This is a genomic window from Actinomycetota bacterium, from assembly GCA_035765775.1.
GTDB lineage: Bacteria > Actinomycetota > CADDZG01 > JAHWKV01 > JAOPZY01 > DASTWV01.
Window position 1 is genome coordinate 29759 of sequence record DASTWV010000004.1, and the last position, 17999, is coordinate 47757.

15 protein-coding genes are annotated in these 17999 nt (G+C 72.4%); 9 read left to right on the forward strand and 6 right to left on the reverse strand.

What is annotated here, in order from left to right:
- The first annotated feature begins 144 nt into the window (after positions 1–144).
- The 8 genes from VFW71_00720 to VFW71_00755 all read left to right on the forward strand — a co-directional run bounded on the left by VFW71_00720 (position 145) and on the right by VFW71_00755 (position 13276).
- Entirely contained in the window at positions 145–2754 is a 2610-nt protein-coding gene (locus VFW71_00720; GenBank protein HEU5001287.1) for a hypothetical protein, read from the forward strand.
- Entirely contained in the window at positions 2751–3779 is a 1029-nt protein-coding gene (locus tag VFW71_00725) for an ABC transporter ATP-binding protein (GenBank protein HEU5001288.1), read from the forward strand. The genes VFW71_00720 and VFW71_00725 overlap by 4 nt, the downstream gene beginning before the upstream one ends.
- Positions 3776–4939 (forward strand): ABC transporter permease, encoded by a 1164-nt coding sequence (locus tag VFW71_00730; protein ID HEU5001289.1) that lies wholly within the window; start codon positions 3776–3778, stop codon positions 4937–4939. The genes VFW71_00725 and VFW71_00730 overlap by 4 nt, the downstream gene beginning before the upstream one ends.
- Positions 4936–6477: a hypothetical protein gene (locus VFW71_00735; protein ID HEU5001290.1), complete on the forward strand. Its 1542-nt coding sequence runs from the start codon at positions 4936–4938 to the stop codon at positions 6475–6477. The genes VFW71_00730 and VFW71_00735 overlap by 4 nt, the downstream gene beginning before the upstream one ends.
- Positions 6474–7490 (forward strand): MoxR family ATPase, encoded by a 1017-nt coding sequence (locus tag VFW71_00740; protein ID HEU5001291.1) that lies wholly within the window; start codon positions 6474–6476, stop codon positions 7488–7490. The genes VFW71_00735 and VFW71_00740 overlap by 4 nt, the downstream gene beginning before the upstream one ends.
- A 22-nt stretch (positions 7491–7512) precedes the next feature.
- On the forward strand, positions 7513–8445 hold the full coding sequence (locus VFW71_00745; GenBank protein HEU5001292.1) for a DUF58 domain-containing protein: 933 nt from the start codon (positions 7513–7515) through the stop codon (positions 8443–8445).
- 255 nt (positions 8446–8700) lie between these two features.
- Entirely contained in the window at positions 8701–10515 is a 1815-nt protein-coding gene (locus VFW71_00750; GenBank protein ID HEU5001293.1) for a BatA and WFA domain-containing protein, read from the forward strand.
- On the forward strand, positions 10505–13276 hold the full coding sequence (locus tag VFW71_00755) for a VWA domain-containing protein (GenBank protein ID HEU5001294.1): 2772 nt from the start codon (positions 10505–10507) through the stop codon (positions 13274–13276). Before VFW71_00750 ends, VFW71_00755 begins: the two co-directional genes overlap by 11 nt.
- Positions 13277–13377: 101 nt before the next feature.
- On the opposite strand, the gene VFW71_00760 is transcribed toward VFW71_00755, so the two are convergent.
- From VFW71_00760 to VFW71_00785, 6 genes are all read right to left on the reverse strand, one after another.
- A complete protein-coding gene (locus tag VFW71_00760) occupies positions 13378–13599 on the reverse strand; it encodes a heavy-metal-associated domain-containing protein (GenBank protein ID HEU5001295.1) in 222 nt (73 codons plus the stop codon).
- Between the two features lie 127 nt (positions 13600–13726).
- A complete protein-coding gene (locus VFW71_00765) occupies positions 13727–14464 on the reverse strand; it encodes a hypothetical protein (GenBank protein HEU5001296.1) in 738 nt (245 codons plus the stop codon).
- A 17-nt stretch (positions 14465–14481) separates the two neighbouring features.
- Entirely contained in the window at positions 14482–14856 is a 375-nt protein-coding gene (locus VFW71_00770) for a hypothetical protein (protein ID HEU5001297.1), read from the reverse strand.
- 10 nt (positions 14857–14866) lie between these two features.
- On the reverse strand, positions 14867–15808 hold the full coding sequence (locus VFW71_00775) for an ROK family protein (protein ID HEU5001298.1): 942 nt from the start codon (positions 15806–15808) through the stop codon (positions 14867–14869).
- A 19-nt stretch (positions 15809–15827) separates the two neighbouring features.
- On the reverse strand, positions 15828–16265 hold the full coding sequence (locus tag VFW71_00780; protein ID HEU5001299.1) for an SRPBCC family protein: 438 nt from the start codon (positions 16263–16265) through the stop codon (positions 15828–15830).
- A gap of 78 nt (positions 16266–16343) precedes the next feature.
- A complete protein-coding gene (locus VFW71_00785) occupies positions 16344–17108 on the reverse strand; it encodes a metallophosphoesterase (protein HEU5001300.1) in 765 nt (254 codons plus the stop codon).
- Positions 17109–17178: 70 nt separating this feature from the next.
- On the opposite strand from VFW71_00785, the gene VFW71_00790 reads away from it, so the two are divergent.
- Positions 17179–17970, forward strand: coding sequence for an HAD family hydrolase (locus VFW71_00790; GenBank protein ID HEU5001301.1), 792 nt, complete (start codon positions 17179–17181; stop codon positions 17968–17970).
- The last annotated feature ends 29 nt before the right edge of the window (positions 17971–17999 follow it).

Genomic DNA, 17999 nt, shown 5'->3' on the forward strand with positions numbered 1-17999 from the left:
TTCTCAGGCCTCCCATCGTCTAAAACAGCATCCACACTTTGCGTTCTCTGTGTAGGATGTTGGTTGCGAGCTAGGTGAGGGATGGGCACAGTCAACGCACAACCAGCCGTCAGGCCGCATCGCACCGCCCGGAGGGCCTTGGGGGTGGGGCTGGCCGGCGCCGCCTTTCTCCTTGCGCTCGCGGCCCCCACGGGGGCCGCGCGGGCCGCGGCCAGGCCGTCCCCGGTCACCCTCCAGGTCACCGCCGGCTACAACGGCATGACGTCGGGCAACGGCTGGATTCCCGTGAACGTGAGCGTCACCAACAGCGGGCCCGACCTGAAGGGCACCCTGGTGCTCACCCAGGGCACCAGTTCGAGTACCAGCTACGGCGGCGGGGGCGGCGTGATCACCCTGCCCAACCGGGGCGTGAGCATTGCCCCGATCATCGGCAAGCTGGGGATCCCGGTGCCGGTGTCCTCCCCGGGCGGGGGCCCCCTGCAGCAGCGCCAGTCGATCGTGCTCCCCGCGGGCACGACCAAGCACTTCCAGGCCGACATGCCCGCCGGGATGACCGCGATCCAGGCCCAGGTGCTCGGTCCCACGGGCAAGACCGTCGCCACCGCCCAGACGACGCTGACCACCAACTACGGCTCGGCCGTGGCGGTGGTGTCCGATTCCGGGAGCGCGCTGGGCCAGTTCGCCGCCACGTCCGCCTCCGGTTCGTTTCCCGGTCCCGGCATCCAGCTCCAGGTGATCCACCTGACCCCCGCCACCCTGCCGGACTCGACCCAGGTGCTGGCCAGCTTCCCGCTCATCGCCATCGACAACGCCACCACCTCGTCGCTCACAGCACCCCAGAAGGCGGCCCTCGAGGCCTACGTCCAGCAGGGGGGCAGCCTGCTGGTCACCGGCGGCGACGCCTGGCAGAAGACCGCCGCCGGGCTCCCGGCGAACCTCGTGGCGCTGGCCCCGACCGGGACGCAGCCTCGGTCCGGGCTGCCTTCGCTGGCGGCCAGCCTCGGGGCGAACCCGCTCACCTCGACCACGCCGGTCGACGTCGCCGTCGGCCAGCGCACGGCGGGCAGCATCGCCGACCTGAGCGACGGCACCACACCGATCCTGCTCCAGGTCCCGCTGGGCGCCGGCCAGCTCTTCTATGCCACCCCCGACCTCGCCGCCGACCCCATCGCCTCCTGGTCGGGCACCCCGGCTCTGCTCCGCCAGATCCTGAGCCGGGCGTCCTCCGCCGAATCCCTGAGCGGGCTGGGCTTCGCCGCCGCGCCCGGGGGCAGCATCCAGCAGCAGGGTCCCCCGCTGTACAGCGCCCTGGCGAACATCCCGTCGCTCGACCTGCCCTCGCCGGCGCTGATCGCCGTGCTGCTGGTGGTCTTCGTCCTGCTGGTCGGCCCGGTGAACTACGTGGTCCTCCACCGGGTGCACCGGCCGGACGCCGCGTGGGTGACCATCCCCCTGATCGTGGTGTTCTCGGGCGGCTCGATCTACGCCTTCGGCCTGGCCACCCGGGGGACCAACGTGCTGGCCGACCGGATCCGGGAGGTGTACCTGCAGCCGGGGGCGGCCTCCGGCTCCGCCCCGGCCCTGGCGTACGTCAACTCGGCCACCGGGGTGTTCTCCCCGCACACCGGGAACCACCTGGTCAACGCCAGCACCGGGCAGATCGCCGACCCGTCGTCCGGCTCGCCGATCACCACCGTGGGCGATTTCTCCTTCATCAACCAGAACAACCTGCAGAGCCAGTCCCTCAGCATCGACGCCGGCCCCCCCGCCGCCGTGCGCCTCAACTGGCCGGTGGCCGATTCCATCCAGTCGTTCGGGCAGTCCTACAACGAGTTGGTGTCCGGGGGCCTGGCGCAGCACATCACCGTCACCAACGGGCGCCTGACCGGTACCGTGACGAACCACCTCCCGGTGACCATCAGCGATGCGGTGGTCATGTCGGGCGACGCCTTTCACACGTTCGGCGCCATCAGGCCCGGCCAGAGCGTCAGCATCAACCTGCCGCTGCCCTACCAGGCGGTGGTCACCGGCAGCGCCAACAGCCTGCCCGACCAGATCTACCTGCACGCACCCGCATCCTGCGCGTCGCAGTTCGGCTGCTCCGGGCCGGGGACCAATGCCGGCACCCGGCCCTCGGTGCAGCAGCGGGAGGCGCAACGCCGGGACCAGGTGCTGGGCGGGATCCTGGAGCAGAATTCCATCAACGTGCCCCAACCCCTCTTCGTCGCCTGGGCAACCACCCCTGAAGGCCGCGCCGGACCGGTGCTGGTGGACGGCAAGCAGGCCCAGCTCAACGAGCTCGACGCCTTCGTCCTGCCGCTCCAGCCCCAGATCTCCGGGGCCACCCTGCTCGCCGGTGTGATCCCGGCCACCGCGGTGGACAACAACAGCCCGATCCCCGGCATCATCGGCAACCTGAGGGGCGGCCTCTTCCTGCCCGGCGGGACCGTGACCGAGCAGTTCGCCCTGCCCGGGCCCAACTGGTCCTCGCTCTCGCTCACCATGGGGGCGGTCGCTTCGGCCCTGCCGGGGCTCGTCATGCCCCCGGGCTCCGGCACGTCGGCGGTATCGGTCTTCAACCGGTCCACCGGCACGTGGGACCCGATCGCGATCAGCCAGGGCCAGACCGTCGCCCTGCCGGTGGCCAACCACGTGTCGCCCGACGGCTTGGTGCTGGTGAAGCTCACCTCCAGCCCAAACGGCATGACCTTCGCCACCGACCTCGAGATCAGCGGCCAGATGGCGGCGTCATGAGTGCGCCCGCAGTGGCGGTCGAGGGCCTGACCAAGCGGTACGCCAACTTCACCGCCCTGGACGGCGTGAGCTTCGAGGTGCCCTACGGCGAGACCTTCGGCTTCGTCGGCCCCAACGGGGCGGGCAAGACCACCACGCTGCGTATCCTGGCCACGCTGCTCTCCCCATCCTCAGGGCGGGCATTCGTCGGCGGCGTCGAGGTGGGTGGCGATCCTTACGCTGTCCGGGACCGCATGGGCTACATGCCGGACTTCTTCGGCGTGTACGACCGCCTGACCGCCGGCGAGTACCTGGCGTTCTACGCCCGCTGCTACAACGTGGCCTCCCGTCGGGTGGGCCGGGTGGTGACCGACCTCCTCGAGCTGGTCCGCCTGGACGACCGGCGGGACTCGGCGGTCGACTCGCTCTCCCGGGGCATGAAGCAGCGCCTGTGCCTGGCCCGGGCCCTGGTCCACGACCCGGCTGTCCTCCTGCTCGACGAGCCCGCCTCCGGGCTCGATCCCCTGGCCCGCATCGAGCTGCGCGAGCTGCTCAAAGAACTGCGCGAGATGGGCAAGACGATCCTGATCTCCAGCCACATCCTCCCGGAGCTCACCGAGGTGTGCACCTCGTTTGGCATCATCCAGGGCGGCAAGATGCTGGCGGCCGGCCCCCCGGAGACGCTGCGCTCGGCAGCGGGCGCCCGGCGGGTGAAGGTGCGGGCGGCGGGCGACCCGGCCGAGACCGCCCGCATCGCCCGGGAGATCCCGGGGGTGCAGGAGGTGACGGTGGAGGGGGCGACGGTGGTGATCAGCCGGGACGGCACCGGATCGACCGGCATCGAGGACCAGGCCATCCTGCAGGCCCTGGTCACCGCCGGGGTGGCAGTGCAGGCCTTCGTGCCGGTCGAGGAGGATTTGGAGACCGCCTTCCTCCGGGTGATGGGCGACGGCAACGGCGCCCCGCAGGGACTGGCCTCAGAGCCGGCGCCTGCGGCGCCTGCCGGGGAGGCACCCGTCGCGCCGGACGAGGAGGTGCCGACGTGATCCGTCGTATCGGACGCGTCTTCTGGAACCCGATCGTTGAGAAGGAGCTGCGCTCGCGCATGCGCAGCGGCCGGGCCAGCCTGCTGATCTCGATCTACCTGGTGACCCTGGCCGCGGTGGGCTTCTTCACCTACGTCATCGTGGAGCGCCAGGCCTCCCGGGGGGTGAGCAACGGCCAGCTCAGCGTGAACGCCGGCATCACCATCTTCCGGGCCCTCACCGGCTGGGAGCTGGTGCTCATCTTCTTCATCGCTCCGGTGCTGACCGCCACCGCCATCGCCGGGGAGCGCGAGCGCCAGACATTGGACCTGCTGCTCTGCACCCGCGTGCGGCCGTCGGCCATCGTCATGGGCAAGCTCATCGCGTCGCTGCTCTTCGCCCTGCTGCTGCTGGTGGCCTCGGTGCCGGTGTTCTCGATGGTCTTCCTGTTCGGCGGGGTCGAACTGTCCCAGGTAGTGGGCGTGGCGGCGACCCTGGGGGTGACCGCAGTGGTGATCGGCGCCATCGGCCTGGCGTGCTCGGTGTGCATCCGGCGGCCAACGGCAGCCACAGTGTCGGCCTACGTCCTGTCCTTCCTCTACATCCTGGTGCCCCTGGCCACCTCGTTCATCTTCCCCACCACCTTCTTGTCCACATCGGCCCAGCAGTACGCCTCGATCGCCAACCCGGGCTACACGCTGTACTCCACGTTGTTCGACGCCCCGGTCCACACCCTCGCCGGCCCCTCGCCCACCAAGACGCTCACCATCCCGGCAGCCGGACCCATCCCGGGCGGGATCGTCGTGTCGCCGCCCTCGCCGGCGCCCGTCTTCCCGGGCGGCTTCGCCACATCGGCGCCGTCGCTCAGCTGCACGGTCACCGCCAATGGGTCGACCTGCGTGGGCGCCTCGGGCTCGATCGGCCCTCTCACCAACCCATCGTCCCCGGCAACGACCAAGATCACGGTGAACGTGCCCACCCCCGAGACCGACAAGATCCAGGCCGGGCTCTTCCACGGCTGGCGGGCATGGCAGGCCTACGCCCTGATGAGCGCCCTGTTCGTGGCCCTGCTGGTGGTTCTCAGCGTGACCGTGCTGTCCCGCTCCTTGGCCCGCCTGCCCCGGCGCCGCCGGGCGAGACCGCCCGCGCCCGTCCCGGCGGTTGCCGGTGAGGCGCCATGAAGACGTCCGCTGATCTCGAGACCCGGCCCGAGGGCGACCTCGCCGCCCTCCTCGTTCCCTTCCGCCGCCGGGCGCTCGCCGACGAGGCCCTGCGCTGGGGGCTGCGGGCAGTGGCAGGCGTGGCCGCCTGGGCGGTCGCCGTCCTGTTCGTCTCCCGCCTGTGGGCGTGGTCCGCGGCCCGCACGGGGTGGGCGGTGGGCGCCGGCGTGCTGGTCCTTTTTGCGGTTGCCGGGTGGGTCCGAAGCCGCCCGGCCCTCACCCAGGTCGCCCGCACGGTGGACGCCCGGCTCGGTCTGGCCGAGCGCACCGCGTCCGCCCTGGCCTTCGCGAGCACCGAAGGCGAGCTGCCCGCCCTCCTGCGGGCCGACGCCCTCACCGCTCTGCGTGACCGGGAGGCGGGCCAGGCCTACCCGGCGGCCCGGCACCGGCGTCTCGCACTCATCGCCGCCGGCGCCCTGGCCGTGGCCGTGGCCCTCGCCTTCCTGCCCAATGCCAAGAACACCGTGATCGCCCAACGCCAGGCCGCCAAGGCCACGGTGAAGACCATCGAGAACCAGATCACCGAACAGCTCCAGCACGTGACCCAGGCGGCTGGCGGCCACCCGACCAGCCAGCAGAAGGCGATCAAGAATGCCCTCAACCACGCCCAGAGGCAACTCGGCTCGGCGAACACGCCCCAGCAGGCCCAGCGGGCCCTCGCCGCCCTGAATGACCAGCTGCAGTCCCTCAACAACCCCAGCACCGGGGCGCAGGTGGCCGCCGCCCAGGCGGCGGGTCCGGCGCTCGGGTCCGACCCGGCGTCGCAGGCCCTGGGTGGGGCCCTGTCCTCCTCGAACCTCAAGGCGGCCGCCCAGCAGGCGCAGGCACTGGCCGATGCCCTCAACAGCCTGACGCCCGCCCAGCGGGCGCAGCTCGCCCAGAACCTGAGCCAGGCAGCGGCCGCCGCCCAGAACCCGCCCCTGGGGTCCTCGCTGGCCCAGGCGGCGGGAGCCCTGGCCGCGGGCAACGTCTCGGGGGCGAAGCAGGCCCTGTCGCAGGCGGCCCAGGGGCTCTCGTCGCTGGCCGGGCAGCAGGCGGGCCAGCAGGAGCTGGCCCAGGCGGAGTCGGCCACCCAGCTGGCCCAGGAGCTGGCCGCCCAGGCCACCGCCGGCCAGGGGCAGGGCCAGGGGCAGGGCCAGGGGCAGGGGCAGGGCCAAGGACAAGGGTCCGGCCACGGCAGCCCCGGCAGCGGCACCGGCTCGGGCGGTCCCAGCGCCGGGGGCGGTCAGGCAGGCAGCCCTAGCCAGAACGTGTACGTCCCGCCCAAGGGCCAGGCGCAGGGCACGCAGGTCCCGATCGGCCCCCTCGGCCAGGGCTCGAGCGTGCCCGAGACCGGCTACCAGAGCGTCCTGGGGTCGTACCAGCAGGTCGAGCTGAACGGCCTCGACCAGACATCGCTCCCCCCGGACGAACAAACCCTCGTGCAGCGGTACTTCAACGGCCTTGATCAGACCGCCGTCGCTCCAGGCGGAGGAGTGAATGAGGCGCCCCAGCCATGAGCGAGGCCCCCACCATCGCTGCCACCGACGGCCGGCCGGTTACCCCGGAGCAGTTCGCCGCCGCCGCCGAGACCATCGAGCGCGAGCTGCGCACGGTCATGGTGGGCCAGGCGGCTCTGCTGCGCGACGCCATCACCTGCCTGCTGGCGGGCGGCCACGTCCTGCTGGAGGGCGTCCCCGGCCTGGGCAAGACGATGCTGGTGCGGACACTGGGCCAGGTGCTGTCGCTGCGCTTCTCCCGGATCCAGTTCACACCCGACCTGATGCCCGCCGACATCGTCGGCACCAACATCATCCAGGACACCGACGGGGGCCGGCGCTTCGCCTACCAGCCCGGCCCGCTGTTCGCCAACCTGGTGCTGGCCGACGAGGTGAACCGGGCGACGCCCAAGACCCAGAGCGCCATGCTGGAGGCGATGCAGGAGCGCTCGGTCACCGTCGGCACCGAGACCCGGCGGCTCCCCTCCCCGTTCTTCGTCCTGGCCACGCAGAACCCCATCGAGCTGGAGGGCACCTACCCGCTGCCCGAGGCGCAGCTCGACCGTTTCCTCTTCAAGATCCTCGTCCCGTTCCCGTCGGCCCCCGACCTGATGGAGATCGCCAAGCGGACCACCGGAGAGCACAGCGCCACCCCGAAGGTGGCCGCCGACGCCGCCCTCCTCCTCGGGATGATCCACCTGGCCCGGGCGGTGCCGATCGCCGACCACGTGCTGGACTACGCCGTCCGCCTGGTGTCCGCCACCCACCCCGACCGCTCTACCTTGGCCTCGGTCACCCGCTACGTGCGCTTCGGGTCCAGCCCGCGCGGGCTGCAGGCCCTCGTGTCCGCCGGCAAGGTGCGGGCCCTGCTGGCCGGGCGCTACAACGTGGCCTTCGAGGACATCACGGCCGCCGCCCTGCCCGCCCTGCGCCACCGGGTGCTGGTCAACTTCGAGGCGGAGGCCGCCGGGGTAGCCGCCGATACGGTGGTCACCGAGCTGCTGGACGCCGTGGTCCCGGAGCCCGCCCGCTGAACTCCTGCTGCCCGCCGGCTTCGTGACCCCCGCCTTCGCGGTCGCCGGCCCGCACGACGTCGGGCTCTCCCCGGCCCTGCTCGCCCGGCTGGACCGGTTGACCTTCCGCTCCCGGCGGCCGGTCGTGGGGTCAGGGGCCGGGCAGCGGATCTCGCCCCGGCCCGGGACCTCGGCCGAGTTCTCCGACTACCGGACCTACGTGGCGGGCGACGACTTCCGCCGGGTGGACTGGAACGCCTACGCCCGCCTCGACCGCCTCATGCTGCGCCTGTATCTCGGCGAGGAGGACCTGTCGGTCCACCTGTTCGTGGACACCAGCGCCTCGATGCACTGGGGCGAGCCCGCCAAGGACGCCGCTGCCCGCTCCATCGCCGCCGCTCTCGCCTACGTGGGGCTCTCGGGCTTCGACCGCCTCGGAGTCGCCGGCTTCGCCGACCGGGTCACCGGGCTGCTGCGCCCCCAACGCGGCCGCCAGAGCTGCCCCCGGGTCTGGGGCACCCTGCGCCGGCTGGGCTCCCAGTCGACCGGCCCGGCCAGCGACTTCACCACCCTCCTCCCGGTCACCCGCTCACTGCGCCCCGGGATCACGGTGATCCTCTCCGACTTCCTCACCCCGCTCGGCGGCGAGGACCGGCCGGCCACCCTGGGCACGGCCCTCGCCGCCCTCCGGGGGGCCCGCCAGCAGGTGACCCTCCTGCAGGTGCTGGCCCCCCAGGAGCTGGACCCGGTGGTCGCGGGCGACGTCGCCCTCACCGACGTCGAGACCGGCGCCCGCGTGGACGTCACCGTCACCCCGGCACTCATCGCCGCCTACCGGGATGCCCTCGAGGAGCACACGGAACGGCTGCGCGCCCTGGCCCGCGCCCACCAGGCCCTCTACCGCCGGGTACGCAGCGACGAGCCCCTCGATCTCGTGGTCGTGGACGTGTTCCGGCGCATCGGCCTGCTCACCTGACCCCGTACGCCATGCATCCCAGCCGCCGACTACCCTCCCCGTGGACTGTCTGTGAGTGTTCCGCGTCGCTGTACGGGACTGGGCACTCACAGACACGTGGCCGCCGCCCCCTCCCGGTGGGCTGCCTGTGAGTGTTTCGCGTCGCTATACGGGACTGGGCACTCACAGACTTCCTCGGGGCGGCCCAACTGCCTCGGATCCGGCACCCGAAGGTCCAGCTAGCCCGCCGCCCGCCGCGGCCACGGTCGCGCGCTGGTGACCTTCCTCGCCCCGGCTGCCGCCGCCTTCGGCGTCATCGTGCCGGCGATCGTCGCCCTGTACTTCCTCAAGGTCCGCCGGACCCCCGTCCCGGTCTCCAGCACGTTGCTGTGGCGTTCGATGATCAAGGATCGCCAGGCCAGCGTCCCCTGGCAGCGCCTGCGCATCTCGTGGCTGCTCATCCTGCAGATCCTGGCGGCCATCGCCCTGGTGCTGGCCCTCATGCGCCCCGCCCAGAGCGCGCCGGCTCCGTTGGCGGGCCACACCATCGTGCTCATCGACGCCTCGGCCACCATGCAGGCCACCGACGTCCACCCGAGCCGCTTCCAGGAGGCCAAGTCCCAGGCGGCCAAGCTGATCGGCGAGGTCAAGGCGGGCGACCGGATGACCTTGATGGTGCTCGACGGCAACCCGCGGGTGGTCGCCGACAGCGTCGGGAACCAGGGCCCCCTGCGCCATGCCCTCGACACCCTCCAGCCGGGCGACGGTCCTGCCGACCTGCAGGGTGCCCTGGCGCTGGCCGCCTCGGTGTCCGGGTCGGGTACGGACACCCAGCTGGTGGTGCTGTCCGACGGGATCACCGAGCCGGTGGTCGCCCCGGTGGCGCTCCCCTTCCAGGTCACCTTCCACGCCATCGGGGCCTCGGGTGAGGACCTCGCCATCACCGCGCTGTCGGCCCAGCCCGGCGACACCGGCCAGCAGGCCTTCGCCCATGTGCAGAACACTGGCCGCCAGCGCCGGTCGGCGACGGTCAACCTCAGCGTGGACGGGCGCCTGACCAACGCCCGCACCATCGCCCTGGACGGCGGGGCGGGCCAGGACCTCACCTTCCCACTGCCGCCGGGCGCCCAGCAACTCCACGCCACCCTCGACCCGGGCGACGCCTTCGCCCTGGACGACTCGGCCTGGGCCCTCGCCCGCCCGGCCCGCGGCTACCGGGTCCTGCTGGTGAGCAACGGCAACGTCTTCCTCCAGCAGGCCCTGAGCCTCGTGCCCGGGATCACGGTCACCTCCGTGAGCGCGACGGCCAGCGCCTACAGCGCCGAGCCCCCCGCCGACCTCTACGTCTTTGACCAGTTCACCCCGCCCACCCTGCCCGCCGCGCCGGTGCTGCTGGTGGACCCGCCGAGCGGGGCGGCGGGGGCCATGGGCAACGCCTTCTCCCCGGGCCCGCTGGAGCCGGCCGGGCCGAACCCGCTCCTCACCGGCCTGACACTCAGCGACGTCCACGTCGCCGCCGCCCACGACCTGACGAAATCCGGCTTCGGCCAGCCCCTCATCACCTCGCCCGGGGGGCCGGTCGTGGAGCTGCGGCAGCCGCCGGCCGCACCGGCCCGGGGCGTGCTGATCGGGTTCGACCTGCACGAGTCCGACCTGCCGCTGCGCACCGCCTTCCCGGTGCTCATCGACCGCCTGACCGGCTGGCTGCTCCCCCAGACCACGCAGGCCACCTACCACCCGGGCGATGAGGTCGGGATCGCCGAGACCGGCAGCGACCTCGGCGTCATCCGCCCCAACGGCCACCTCGACGCCCTGACCGCCGCCCAGCCGCTCGTCTTCGCCGACACCGGGACGCCGGGCGTCTACACCGTCGTCCGGGTGAGCGGTGGGAGCCGTTCGACGCTGTCCCGCTTCGTGGTGAACGCTGTCCCGGCACCGATCGCCCCGGTCCCCCAGCTCACCCTCGCCCAGGGGGCGGGCGGGCCCCGGGCAGCCCGGCGCTCCCAGCGCACCGAGTGGTGGCCCTGGGCGGCGGCGGCCGCCCTGGTGCTCCTGACCGCCGAGTGGGCGGTGTTCCACCGTGGCCTCTAGCCTCATCCAGCTCGCCCACCCGGCCCTCGGGGCCGTGGCGTTCCTGGCGCCGGTGGCGGCCGTGGCGATCTGGCTGGCGATGCCGCCCCCGCTCTCCCGGCGCCGGGGCCGGCTGTCACTCGGGATCCACCTGCTGGTGCTCCTCCTGCTCGCCGCCGCCATCGGCGGACTGGCCTTCGCCCGGGCGCCGCACGCCCAGAGCCTGGTGGCCGTGGTGGACCGCAGCGCCAGCACCGCCGGCGGCGCCCAGCAGGAGACTGAGGCCGTCGCCGCCCTGCAGCGCACCCTGACGGGGGCCAACGAGCTGGGCGTCGTCACCACCGGCGAGCAGGCGCTGGTCGAGCAGCCCCCGGCCCCGGCGGGCGCGGCGCCGGCGTTCACCACCTTCCAGACCAGCCCGGACGCCGACTTCACCGATCTCGAAGCCGGGTTGCGCCTCGGCGCCTCGGTGATGCCGACCACCACCCTGCAGCACATCGTGGTCGTCTCCGACGGGCAGCAGAACCTGGGCGACGCGGTCTCCGAAGCCCGGTCCCTGCGCTCCCAGGGGGTCCGGGTTGACGTCCTCCCGGTCGCCGTGCCCACCGGTGCCGAAGCCCGGGTGGACTCGGTGCACGCCCCGTCCAGCCTCCCGGCCGGGGCATCGACCCAGGTCCAGGTGGTCATCGACTCCAACGTGACCCAGACCGCCGCCCTGTCGGTGTCGGTCGACCAGACCCAGGTCTACCAGGCGCCGGTCAGCCTGGGCGCCGGCCAGACCACCGTGAACGTGCCGCTGCCGCCGGCGGTCTCGGGGTTCCACTCCATCACGGCCCAGATCTCGCCCCCGCAGGACACCTACGCCCAGAACAACGTGGGCGCCGCCCTCCTCCAGGTGACCGGTCCCGAGCGGGTGCTGGTGGTCGAGGGCGCCCCGGGGCAGGGGGCCAACGTCGCCAATGCCCTGAAGGCGGCTGCCCTCAACCCCACCACGGTGCCGCCCGCCGCCGTGCCCGCCACCCTCGCCGGGCTGGCCGCCTACTCGGCGGTGGCCCTGGTGAACGTTCCCGCCTCGGCTCTGAGCGCGGCGCAGATGGGCACCCTGCAGGCGGGCGTGCGGGACCTGGGCACCGGCCTGGCCGCCTTCGGGGGCCAGGACTCCCTGGGGCCGGGCGGGTACGCCGGCACCCCGCTGGACTCGACCCTCCCGGTCTCGGCCCAGCTGCCCCAGCAGCTGAAGAAGCCACCGGTGGCGGTCGTGCTCTGCCTGGAGACGATGGAGGACCCGCAGGCCGACGTCGTCGAGCGGGGGGCGGCGGTGGCCCTGGTCAACCAGCTCACCCCACAGGACTTCGTCGGGATCACCGACGGGGCGTCCGGGCTCGCCGTGCCCCTGCAGAGCGCGGCCAACAAGTCGGCAATCGACAACGCCATCCAGACCATGTCCTTTGGCGATCCCTCGACCTACTCGCCCTTCCTGAACGAGGCGGCCAAGGCCCTGAGCGCCAACCCCGGAACCAACCTGAACGCCAACAAGTTCATCGTGTTGGTGGGCGACGGCGACGCCTCGGACGACTACAACGGCGAGGGCAAGGCGCTGGCCGCCCAGGGCATCAGCGCCTCGGCCGTGGGCATCAATGTCCACTCCCAGTCGACGTTCATGACCAACATGCAGGCCTTCGCCACCGGGGGCGGCGGCGACTTCTTCGAGTCCGACAACCCTTCCCAGCTCCCCCAGCTCCTGCTCCAGGAATCGCAGAAGTCCCTGAAGCCGTGGGTGGTGCAGGGCAGCTTCACCCCGGCCCTCCACACTGCGAGCCCTGCCCTGGGCGGGGTGAACCCGTCGACTCTGCCCCCGATCGACGCCTACGTGGCCGAGACCACCAAGCCGGCCGCCCAGGACGTGCTCACCTCGCCGGCCGGCGACCCCGTGCTGGCCACCTGGCAGTACGGCCTCGGCCGGGCGGCCACCTGGACCAGCGACACCGACGGGCTGTGGACCAGGGCGCTCCTGGCGTCGCCGCAGTCGGGGACCCTGCTGGCCAACATCGTGGCCTGGACGCTGCCCACCCCCAGCGACTCGGCCCTCAACCTCCAGACCAGCGTCCAGGGCAACCAGGGCGCGATCACGGCCCAGCTGGCCACCTCGACCGCGCTGCCGGCCGGCGCCCAGGTGGTGGCCACGGTCGCCGGCCCCGACCTCTCCGGCGTGCAGGTCCCCCTCACCGCCACCGGCCCGGGCACCTACGTCGGGAATTTCCCCGCCGGCCAGACCGGCAGCTACCTGGTGCACGTCTCGGCGTCGTCCGGGGGCACCGTCCTGCACAGCACCCTGGGCGGGGTGGCGATTGCCTACTCCCCCGAGTACCAGTTCCTCGGCACCAACGCCGCCTTCCTGCGCCAGCTGGCCACGGCGGGGGGCGGGACGGTGCTGCCCAGTGCCGCTGCCGCCTACCGGGTGCGCCTCCCCCGGCTGTCGGTCAGCGAGGCGCTCACCGCCTGGCTGCTCGCCCTGGCAGCCCTCCTGGTCCCGATCGACATCGCCGCCCGGCGCCTGGTGGTCTCCCGGGCCGACACGAAGGTGTGGGCCGAGGCCGTCCGCCCCCCCGCCGCCCCGGCCGAGGTGGAGCCGACCCTGCTGCGCCTGCGGGGACGGCTGGACCGCCGGGCGGGTGGAGCCGAGAAGGCGAAGCCGGAGCCAGCCACGCCCTCAGCGCAGCCGGCCGAGGAACCGGAAGACCTGGCCGCCCGCCTGCTGGCCAAGCGGAAGAAACAGCCCTAACCGCTCGGGCGCAGGGCCGAGTTGGTGGCGCGATGTCTCCACTGTGGATACATCGCGCCAGCTTTCGCCCTCAGCCGGGTCCCCAGGTGTGTGTAGCCCGGCTAGCCCGCGGCAACCCCCGCCACCTCGTAGCCCTCGCCCTGGATGGCGGTGACGATCGAGTCGTGGCCCACCGCAGCGGCGTCGTAGGCGATGGTGACGTCCTTGCGGTCGAGGTCGACCTTCACACTGCTCACCCCGGCCAGGGCCCCCACGGCGCCCTCAATTGCAGAAACGCAGTGATGGCAGGTGACTTCGGGTACGGAGAGCACTTCCTGAACCATGGCCGCTTCCTCCTGAGGCGTCGTCAGCAGTCGTCGACCCATGCTACTGCCGGCCGCGCGGTAACAGACCCGGAGCACCAGGCGCAGCAATGCTGACGGAACCCTCAGACTTAGCAGGCACCGATGCTCAGGACGCCAGCAGCAGGCTCACCAGGAAGTGTGCGCCGATCGCCGTCAGCACCGCCACGTAGAGCAGACCCGTCGCCGACTGCGTCGAGCGGGCCCACACCGTGGAGCGGACCATGAGGCCCAGGCCGGCGGTCCCCGCGATGAGCAGCACCCAGGCCCACCAGTAGCTGGCGGCCGACATCTGCACCAGCCCGGGCAGCACCGCCCGCAGCAGCCGGCCCCGGGTGGCGACGCCCGCCACCACCACCGCCCCGATCGATGCCAGCATGATCCGGGTAGCCCCCTTCAGGGGCTCGAGGGGGAGGCGGGGCTGGGTGAGGTACCAGTGCCCCAGCACCATGGCGTGGGTAACGGCTCCCAGGAAGAAGGCGCCGCTCACCGACAGCACCACGCCGTCGCCGCAGCCACCGCAGCTCCGGGACCCGCCCTGCACGATGAGCCACACGCCCAGCCCGGAGGCCAGAGCCCCGGTCAGGATCTCCAGCGCCGGGCGCTGGGTGTACACCATGACCAGGAACAGGGCCATGAGCCCGGTGAGCACGAAGCCCTCCACCCGCAGCGTCCCCTTCAGGGCGAACGACAGGGCAGCGAGCAGGGGGACGATGCAGTAGGTGGCCGCCCGGTAGTGGCCGCGGTCGACCACCCGCCAGCCCAGCATGGTGATCCACATGAGGAGGAACGTCCCGGCGAGCGTCTCGACGCCGACGAGGATAAAGGCGCCAGCCGGGCCTTGCACTTCGGGGTGGGAGGGGGTTAGCCGGCGCTGCCGATGAGGCGCTGCACCCGGCCCGGGGCGAGCGCGCTGCCCCGGCGGGCCAGCTTGCGCAGCGTCCGCAGCACCTCGGGGTCGCCATCCCAGTGGTCCCGCAGCACCTGGTCGCTCGCCCCGTTCAGCAGGACGTCCAGGGCCACCACCGGCATGATCACGTCGTTGATCCGGCGCAGCCCCAGCAGCCGGCGGGGCACCATGCCGATGGGGTCCAGCAGGTAGGCGGTGATGCCGCCGACGATGAGCTTGTTGGCCTTCGGCACCCGGGGGTCCATCATCAGGGCGACCACCAGCTTGCCGATCGCCGGGACGGCCAGGCCCCAGCGCTTGAGCTCCCGCAGCAACAGGTCGGCGTTCACAGAGCCCAGCCTACCGGTTGTGGGCGGCGTGTTCGCGGGCGAGGGCCGCCGCCCCGAGCGCACCGGCGTCGTTGCCCAGGGCGGCGGCCACGATCCGGGGGGGCGGCCGCCGGTCCCCGACCCGCTGCCCCAGCTCCTGGCGGGCCGGCTCCAAGAGGAACCACCCGGCCCCGGCGGCGCCGCCGCCGACGACGACCAGGGCGGGGTCGAAGACGTTGACCAGGCTGGCGAGGCCGGTGCCCAGCCAGCGGCCCGCCCGCTCGAGGATGCCGGCGGCGTACTCATCGCCCGCATGCGCCGCCTCCGCCACCAGGGCCCCGGTGATGCGCTGCGGCTGGTCGCCCGCCAGCTCGAGCACGATGGAGTCCCCGGCCGAGCCGATGCCCTCCCGGGCCATCCGCCCGATAGCCGTCCCCGAGGCCAGCGCCTCGAGGCACCCGCGCTGGCCGCAGCCGCACATCGGGCCGCCCTCGACGAGGGTGATGTGGCCGAACTCGCCGGCGTACCCCCGATCGCCCTGCAGGAGGCGACCGTCCACAATCGCCCCGCCCCCGATGCCGGTCCCGACCGTCAGCAAGATCATGTCGGCCACCCCGCGGCCCGCCCCGTGCTGGTGCTCCGCCCAGGTGGCGGCGGTGGCGTCGTTGACCACGACCGACGGGAGGCCGAAGCGGCCCCGGATCGCCGCCCCGAGGTCCGGGTCCTCGAAGGCGAGGTTGGGCGAGAACATCGCCCGCCCTGACGGCCGCTCCACCATCGCCGCCGCGGCCACCCCCACCGCCGAGGGGCGCTCGTCCGAGGCGTCCAGCAGGGCAGCCAGCGTCCGCAGGGTGGATCGGGTGGCGGCGTCGGGCTCGGTCGGGCGCGTGGCCCGGGCGCGGATCTCCCCGGCCTCGTCGACCAGGGCGGCGAACACCTTGGTACCCCCGAGGTCGACCCCTGCGGTCAGCATCGGGCCGGGGGCGGCGCCCCTACTCGCCGGACTCGCAGCGCTTCTTCAGGCCCCCGAGCGCCCGGGAGACGATCATCTTCACTGCCTGCCGGCGGATGAACGACGGGACCGGGAAGCCCGGGTCGATCTCGAAGTTGTAGGTCACCGTCGTGGTGTCGCCGGTCTGGGAGAGGGCGTAGGAGCCCTTGATGAGCTTCACATCGCCCCCTTCCTCGTTGACCCAGGCGACGCCGTCGGGCGGGTAGGTGTAGTCGAGGGTGTACTTCACCGTCTTGATCTTGGCATCGAGCACGAAGGCGGCCCGGGACGGACGGCCCTCGCCATCCCGGTCCAGGATGCTGGCCTCCTTGAACTCCTCGTTCCACTTCGGGTAGGCCTCGAGATCGGTGACCACCTGCAGGATGCGGGTCGGGGTGGCCTTGATGTCGATTGTCTCGCTTCCGGACTCTGCTGCCATCGCACAGTGCCTTTCGTGAACGGTCCCCCCTACGAAGTGGTACCCGGCGCCGGGGGATCGGCTGATTCTAGAGCGCCTTTACAGAGAAAGACGAAGCGCGCGGTGGGTCTTCCTGAAGTACCCGGCATTGACGAGGTGCGTCCTCCCGACATGCGTCGAGGAGAGCAGCGGCTGGTGGATGTGGCCGAAGAAGACCCGCTGGGGCTGGACCTCACGCACGTAGGCCAGCAGCCCGGCCGACCCCCGCTCCCGCCGGCGGGCGATGGTGTCGTAGGTCAGCTCGGGCAGGTCGGGGGGGACGTGCGAGCAGACGATGTCCACCTCGCCCAAGGCCGCCAGCTTGGCATCGAAATCTTCCTCGGAGACCTCACCCGCCACCCCCAGCGGCGTGGGCAGCCCACCCCCGGCGAAGCCGACCCGCAGCCCCTCGATCTCGACCACCTTCCCGTCGACAAACTCGGCGCACGAGCCGAGTTCTTCAGCGGCGATGGCCGGTGAGTCTACGTTGCCCAGGATGAGCAGCGTGCGGGCGGGCAGGACCTGGGCGACCCGCCGGTAGCCCTCCCGGATCCGGCCCTGGAAGGCGGCCGTGACCTCTTCCTCCCGGCCCTCCCGCCGGCGGCGCATCACGGCCCGGGCCTCGTCGAAGCGGCGCTGCGCCCGGAGCTGGACCACCTCGGCCACCGCCTCGGCGCCGTAGACCTCGACGAGGATGCCGTCCATTGCCCGGTAGTCGATGACATTGATCAGGTCGCCCAGCAGCAGCAGGGTGTCCCAGGGTCCCACCTCCCGGGCGAGGGCCTCGACGCCGGAGTGGAGATCGGACACCACCTTGACCGCCATCCCCGCAAGGTTAGCCGCCCGGCATGCAAATCCAGACATCGGTCGGGCGCGGCAGGAAGAATGAGGGGTCTTGAGCGGGGAGAGGTTCGTGCTGTTCGATTTCGGCCACACCCTGGTGGATTTCCGCCGGGTTCCCGCCGCGCTCTTCGCCGCCTACGGCGAGATCCGCAACCGGCTGATCCGGGAGGCGCACCACGAGGTGCCTGAGACCGAGGACCTCGCCCGGCAGATCACCGACGCCATGGACGCCCTGGTGCGGCGCTCCTACGAGGAGGCCCGCATCCAGGAGCTGGACGTCGTCGAGCTGCTCACCGAGGCCTTCGCCGGCATCGGGGTCCACCTCCCCCCGACGCTGGCCCGTGAGCTGGCCGTCCTGGACCACCGGGCCTTCTCGGGGTCGATCGCCGTGCCTCAGGCCACCATCGGCGTCCTGGAGGCGCTGCGGGAGCGGGAGGTGGGCATGGGGCTGGTGTCCAACATCACCCTGATGCCGCACCTCCTCCGGGCCGACCTCGAGGCCCTCGGGCTGGCGCCCTTCCTCGCTGCCACCGCGTTCAGCTCCGAGTTCGGCTGGCGCAAGCCGGACCGGCGGATCTTCGAGCACGTGCTGAGCGGCCTGGGCGCCCGGCCGACGCAGGCCGCCTTCGTCGGCGACCGGCTGTATGACGACATCGGCGGCGCCCAGAAGGTCGGGATGCGCACCGTCCTCACCCGTCAGTTCCGCAACGAGCTCGACGGCGCCGAGCGCGCCGAGGCGCTGGCGGCGGGCGGCGATGTGGTGGCCACCCTGGAGCCCGACGCCGCCATCGACACGCTGGAGGACCTGCCCGCAGTCCTGGCGGGGTGGGGCTGGTGGAATTAGTGAGCAATGCGAGACAATCTCGGTTCTGC

Excerpts from the sequence above, each read along its gene's own strand:
- VFW71_00725 (HEU5001288.1), top strand. The coding sequence starts at position 2,751 with ATGAGTGCGCCCGCAGTGGCGGTCGAGGGCCTGACCAAGCGGTACGCC.
- VFW71_00735 (HEU5001290.1), top strand. The coding sequence starts at position 4,936 with ATGAAGACGTCCGCTGATCTCGAGACCCGGCCCGAGGGCGACCTCGCC.
- VFW71_00740 (HEU5001291.1), top strand. The coding sequence starts at position 6,474 with ATGAGCGAGGCCCCCACCATCGCTGCCACCGACGGCCGGCCGGTTACC.
- VFW71_00760 (HEU5001295.1), bottom strand. The coding sequence starts at position 13,599 with ATGGTTCAGGAAGTGCTCTCCGTACCCGAAGTCACCTGCCATCACTGC.
- VFW71_00775 (HEU5001298.1), bottom strand. The coding sequence starts at position 15,808 with ATGCTGACCGCAGGGGTCGACCTCGGGGGTACCAAGGTGTTCGCCGCC.
- VFW71_00780 (HEU5001299.1), bottom strand. The coding sequence starts at position 16,265 with ATGGCAGCAGAGTCCGGAAGCGAGACAATCGACATCAAGGCCACCCCG.
- VFW71_00785 (HEU5001300.1), bottom strand. The coding sequence starts at position 17,108 with ATGGCGGTCAAGGTGGTGTCCGATCTCCACTCCGGCGTCGAGGCCCTC.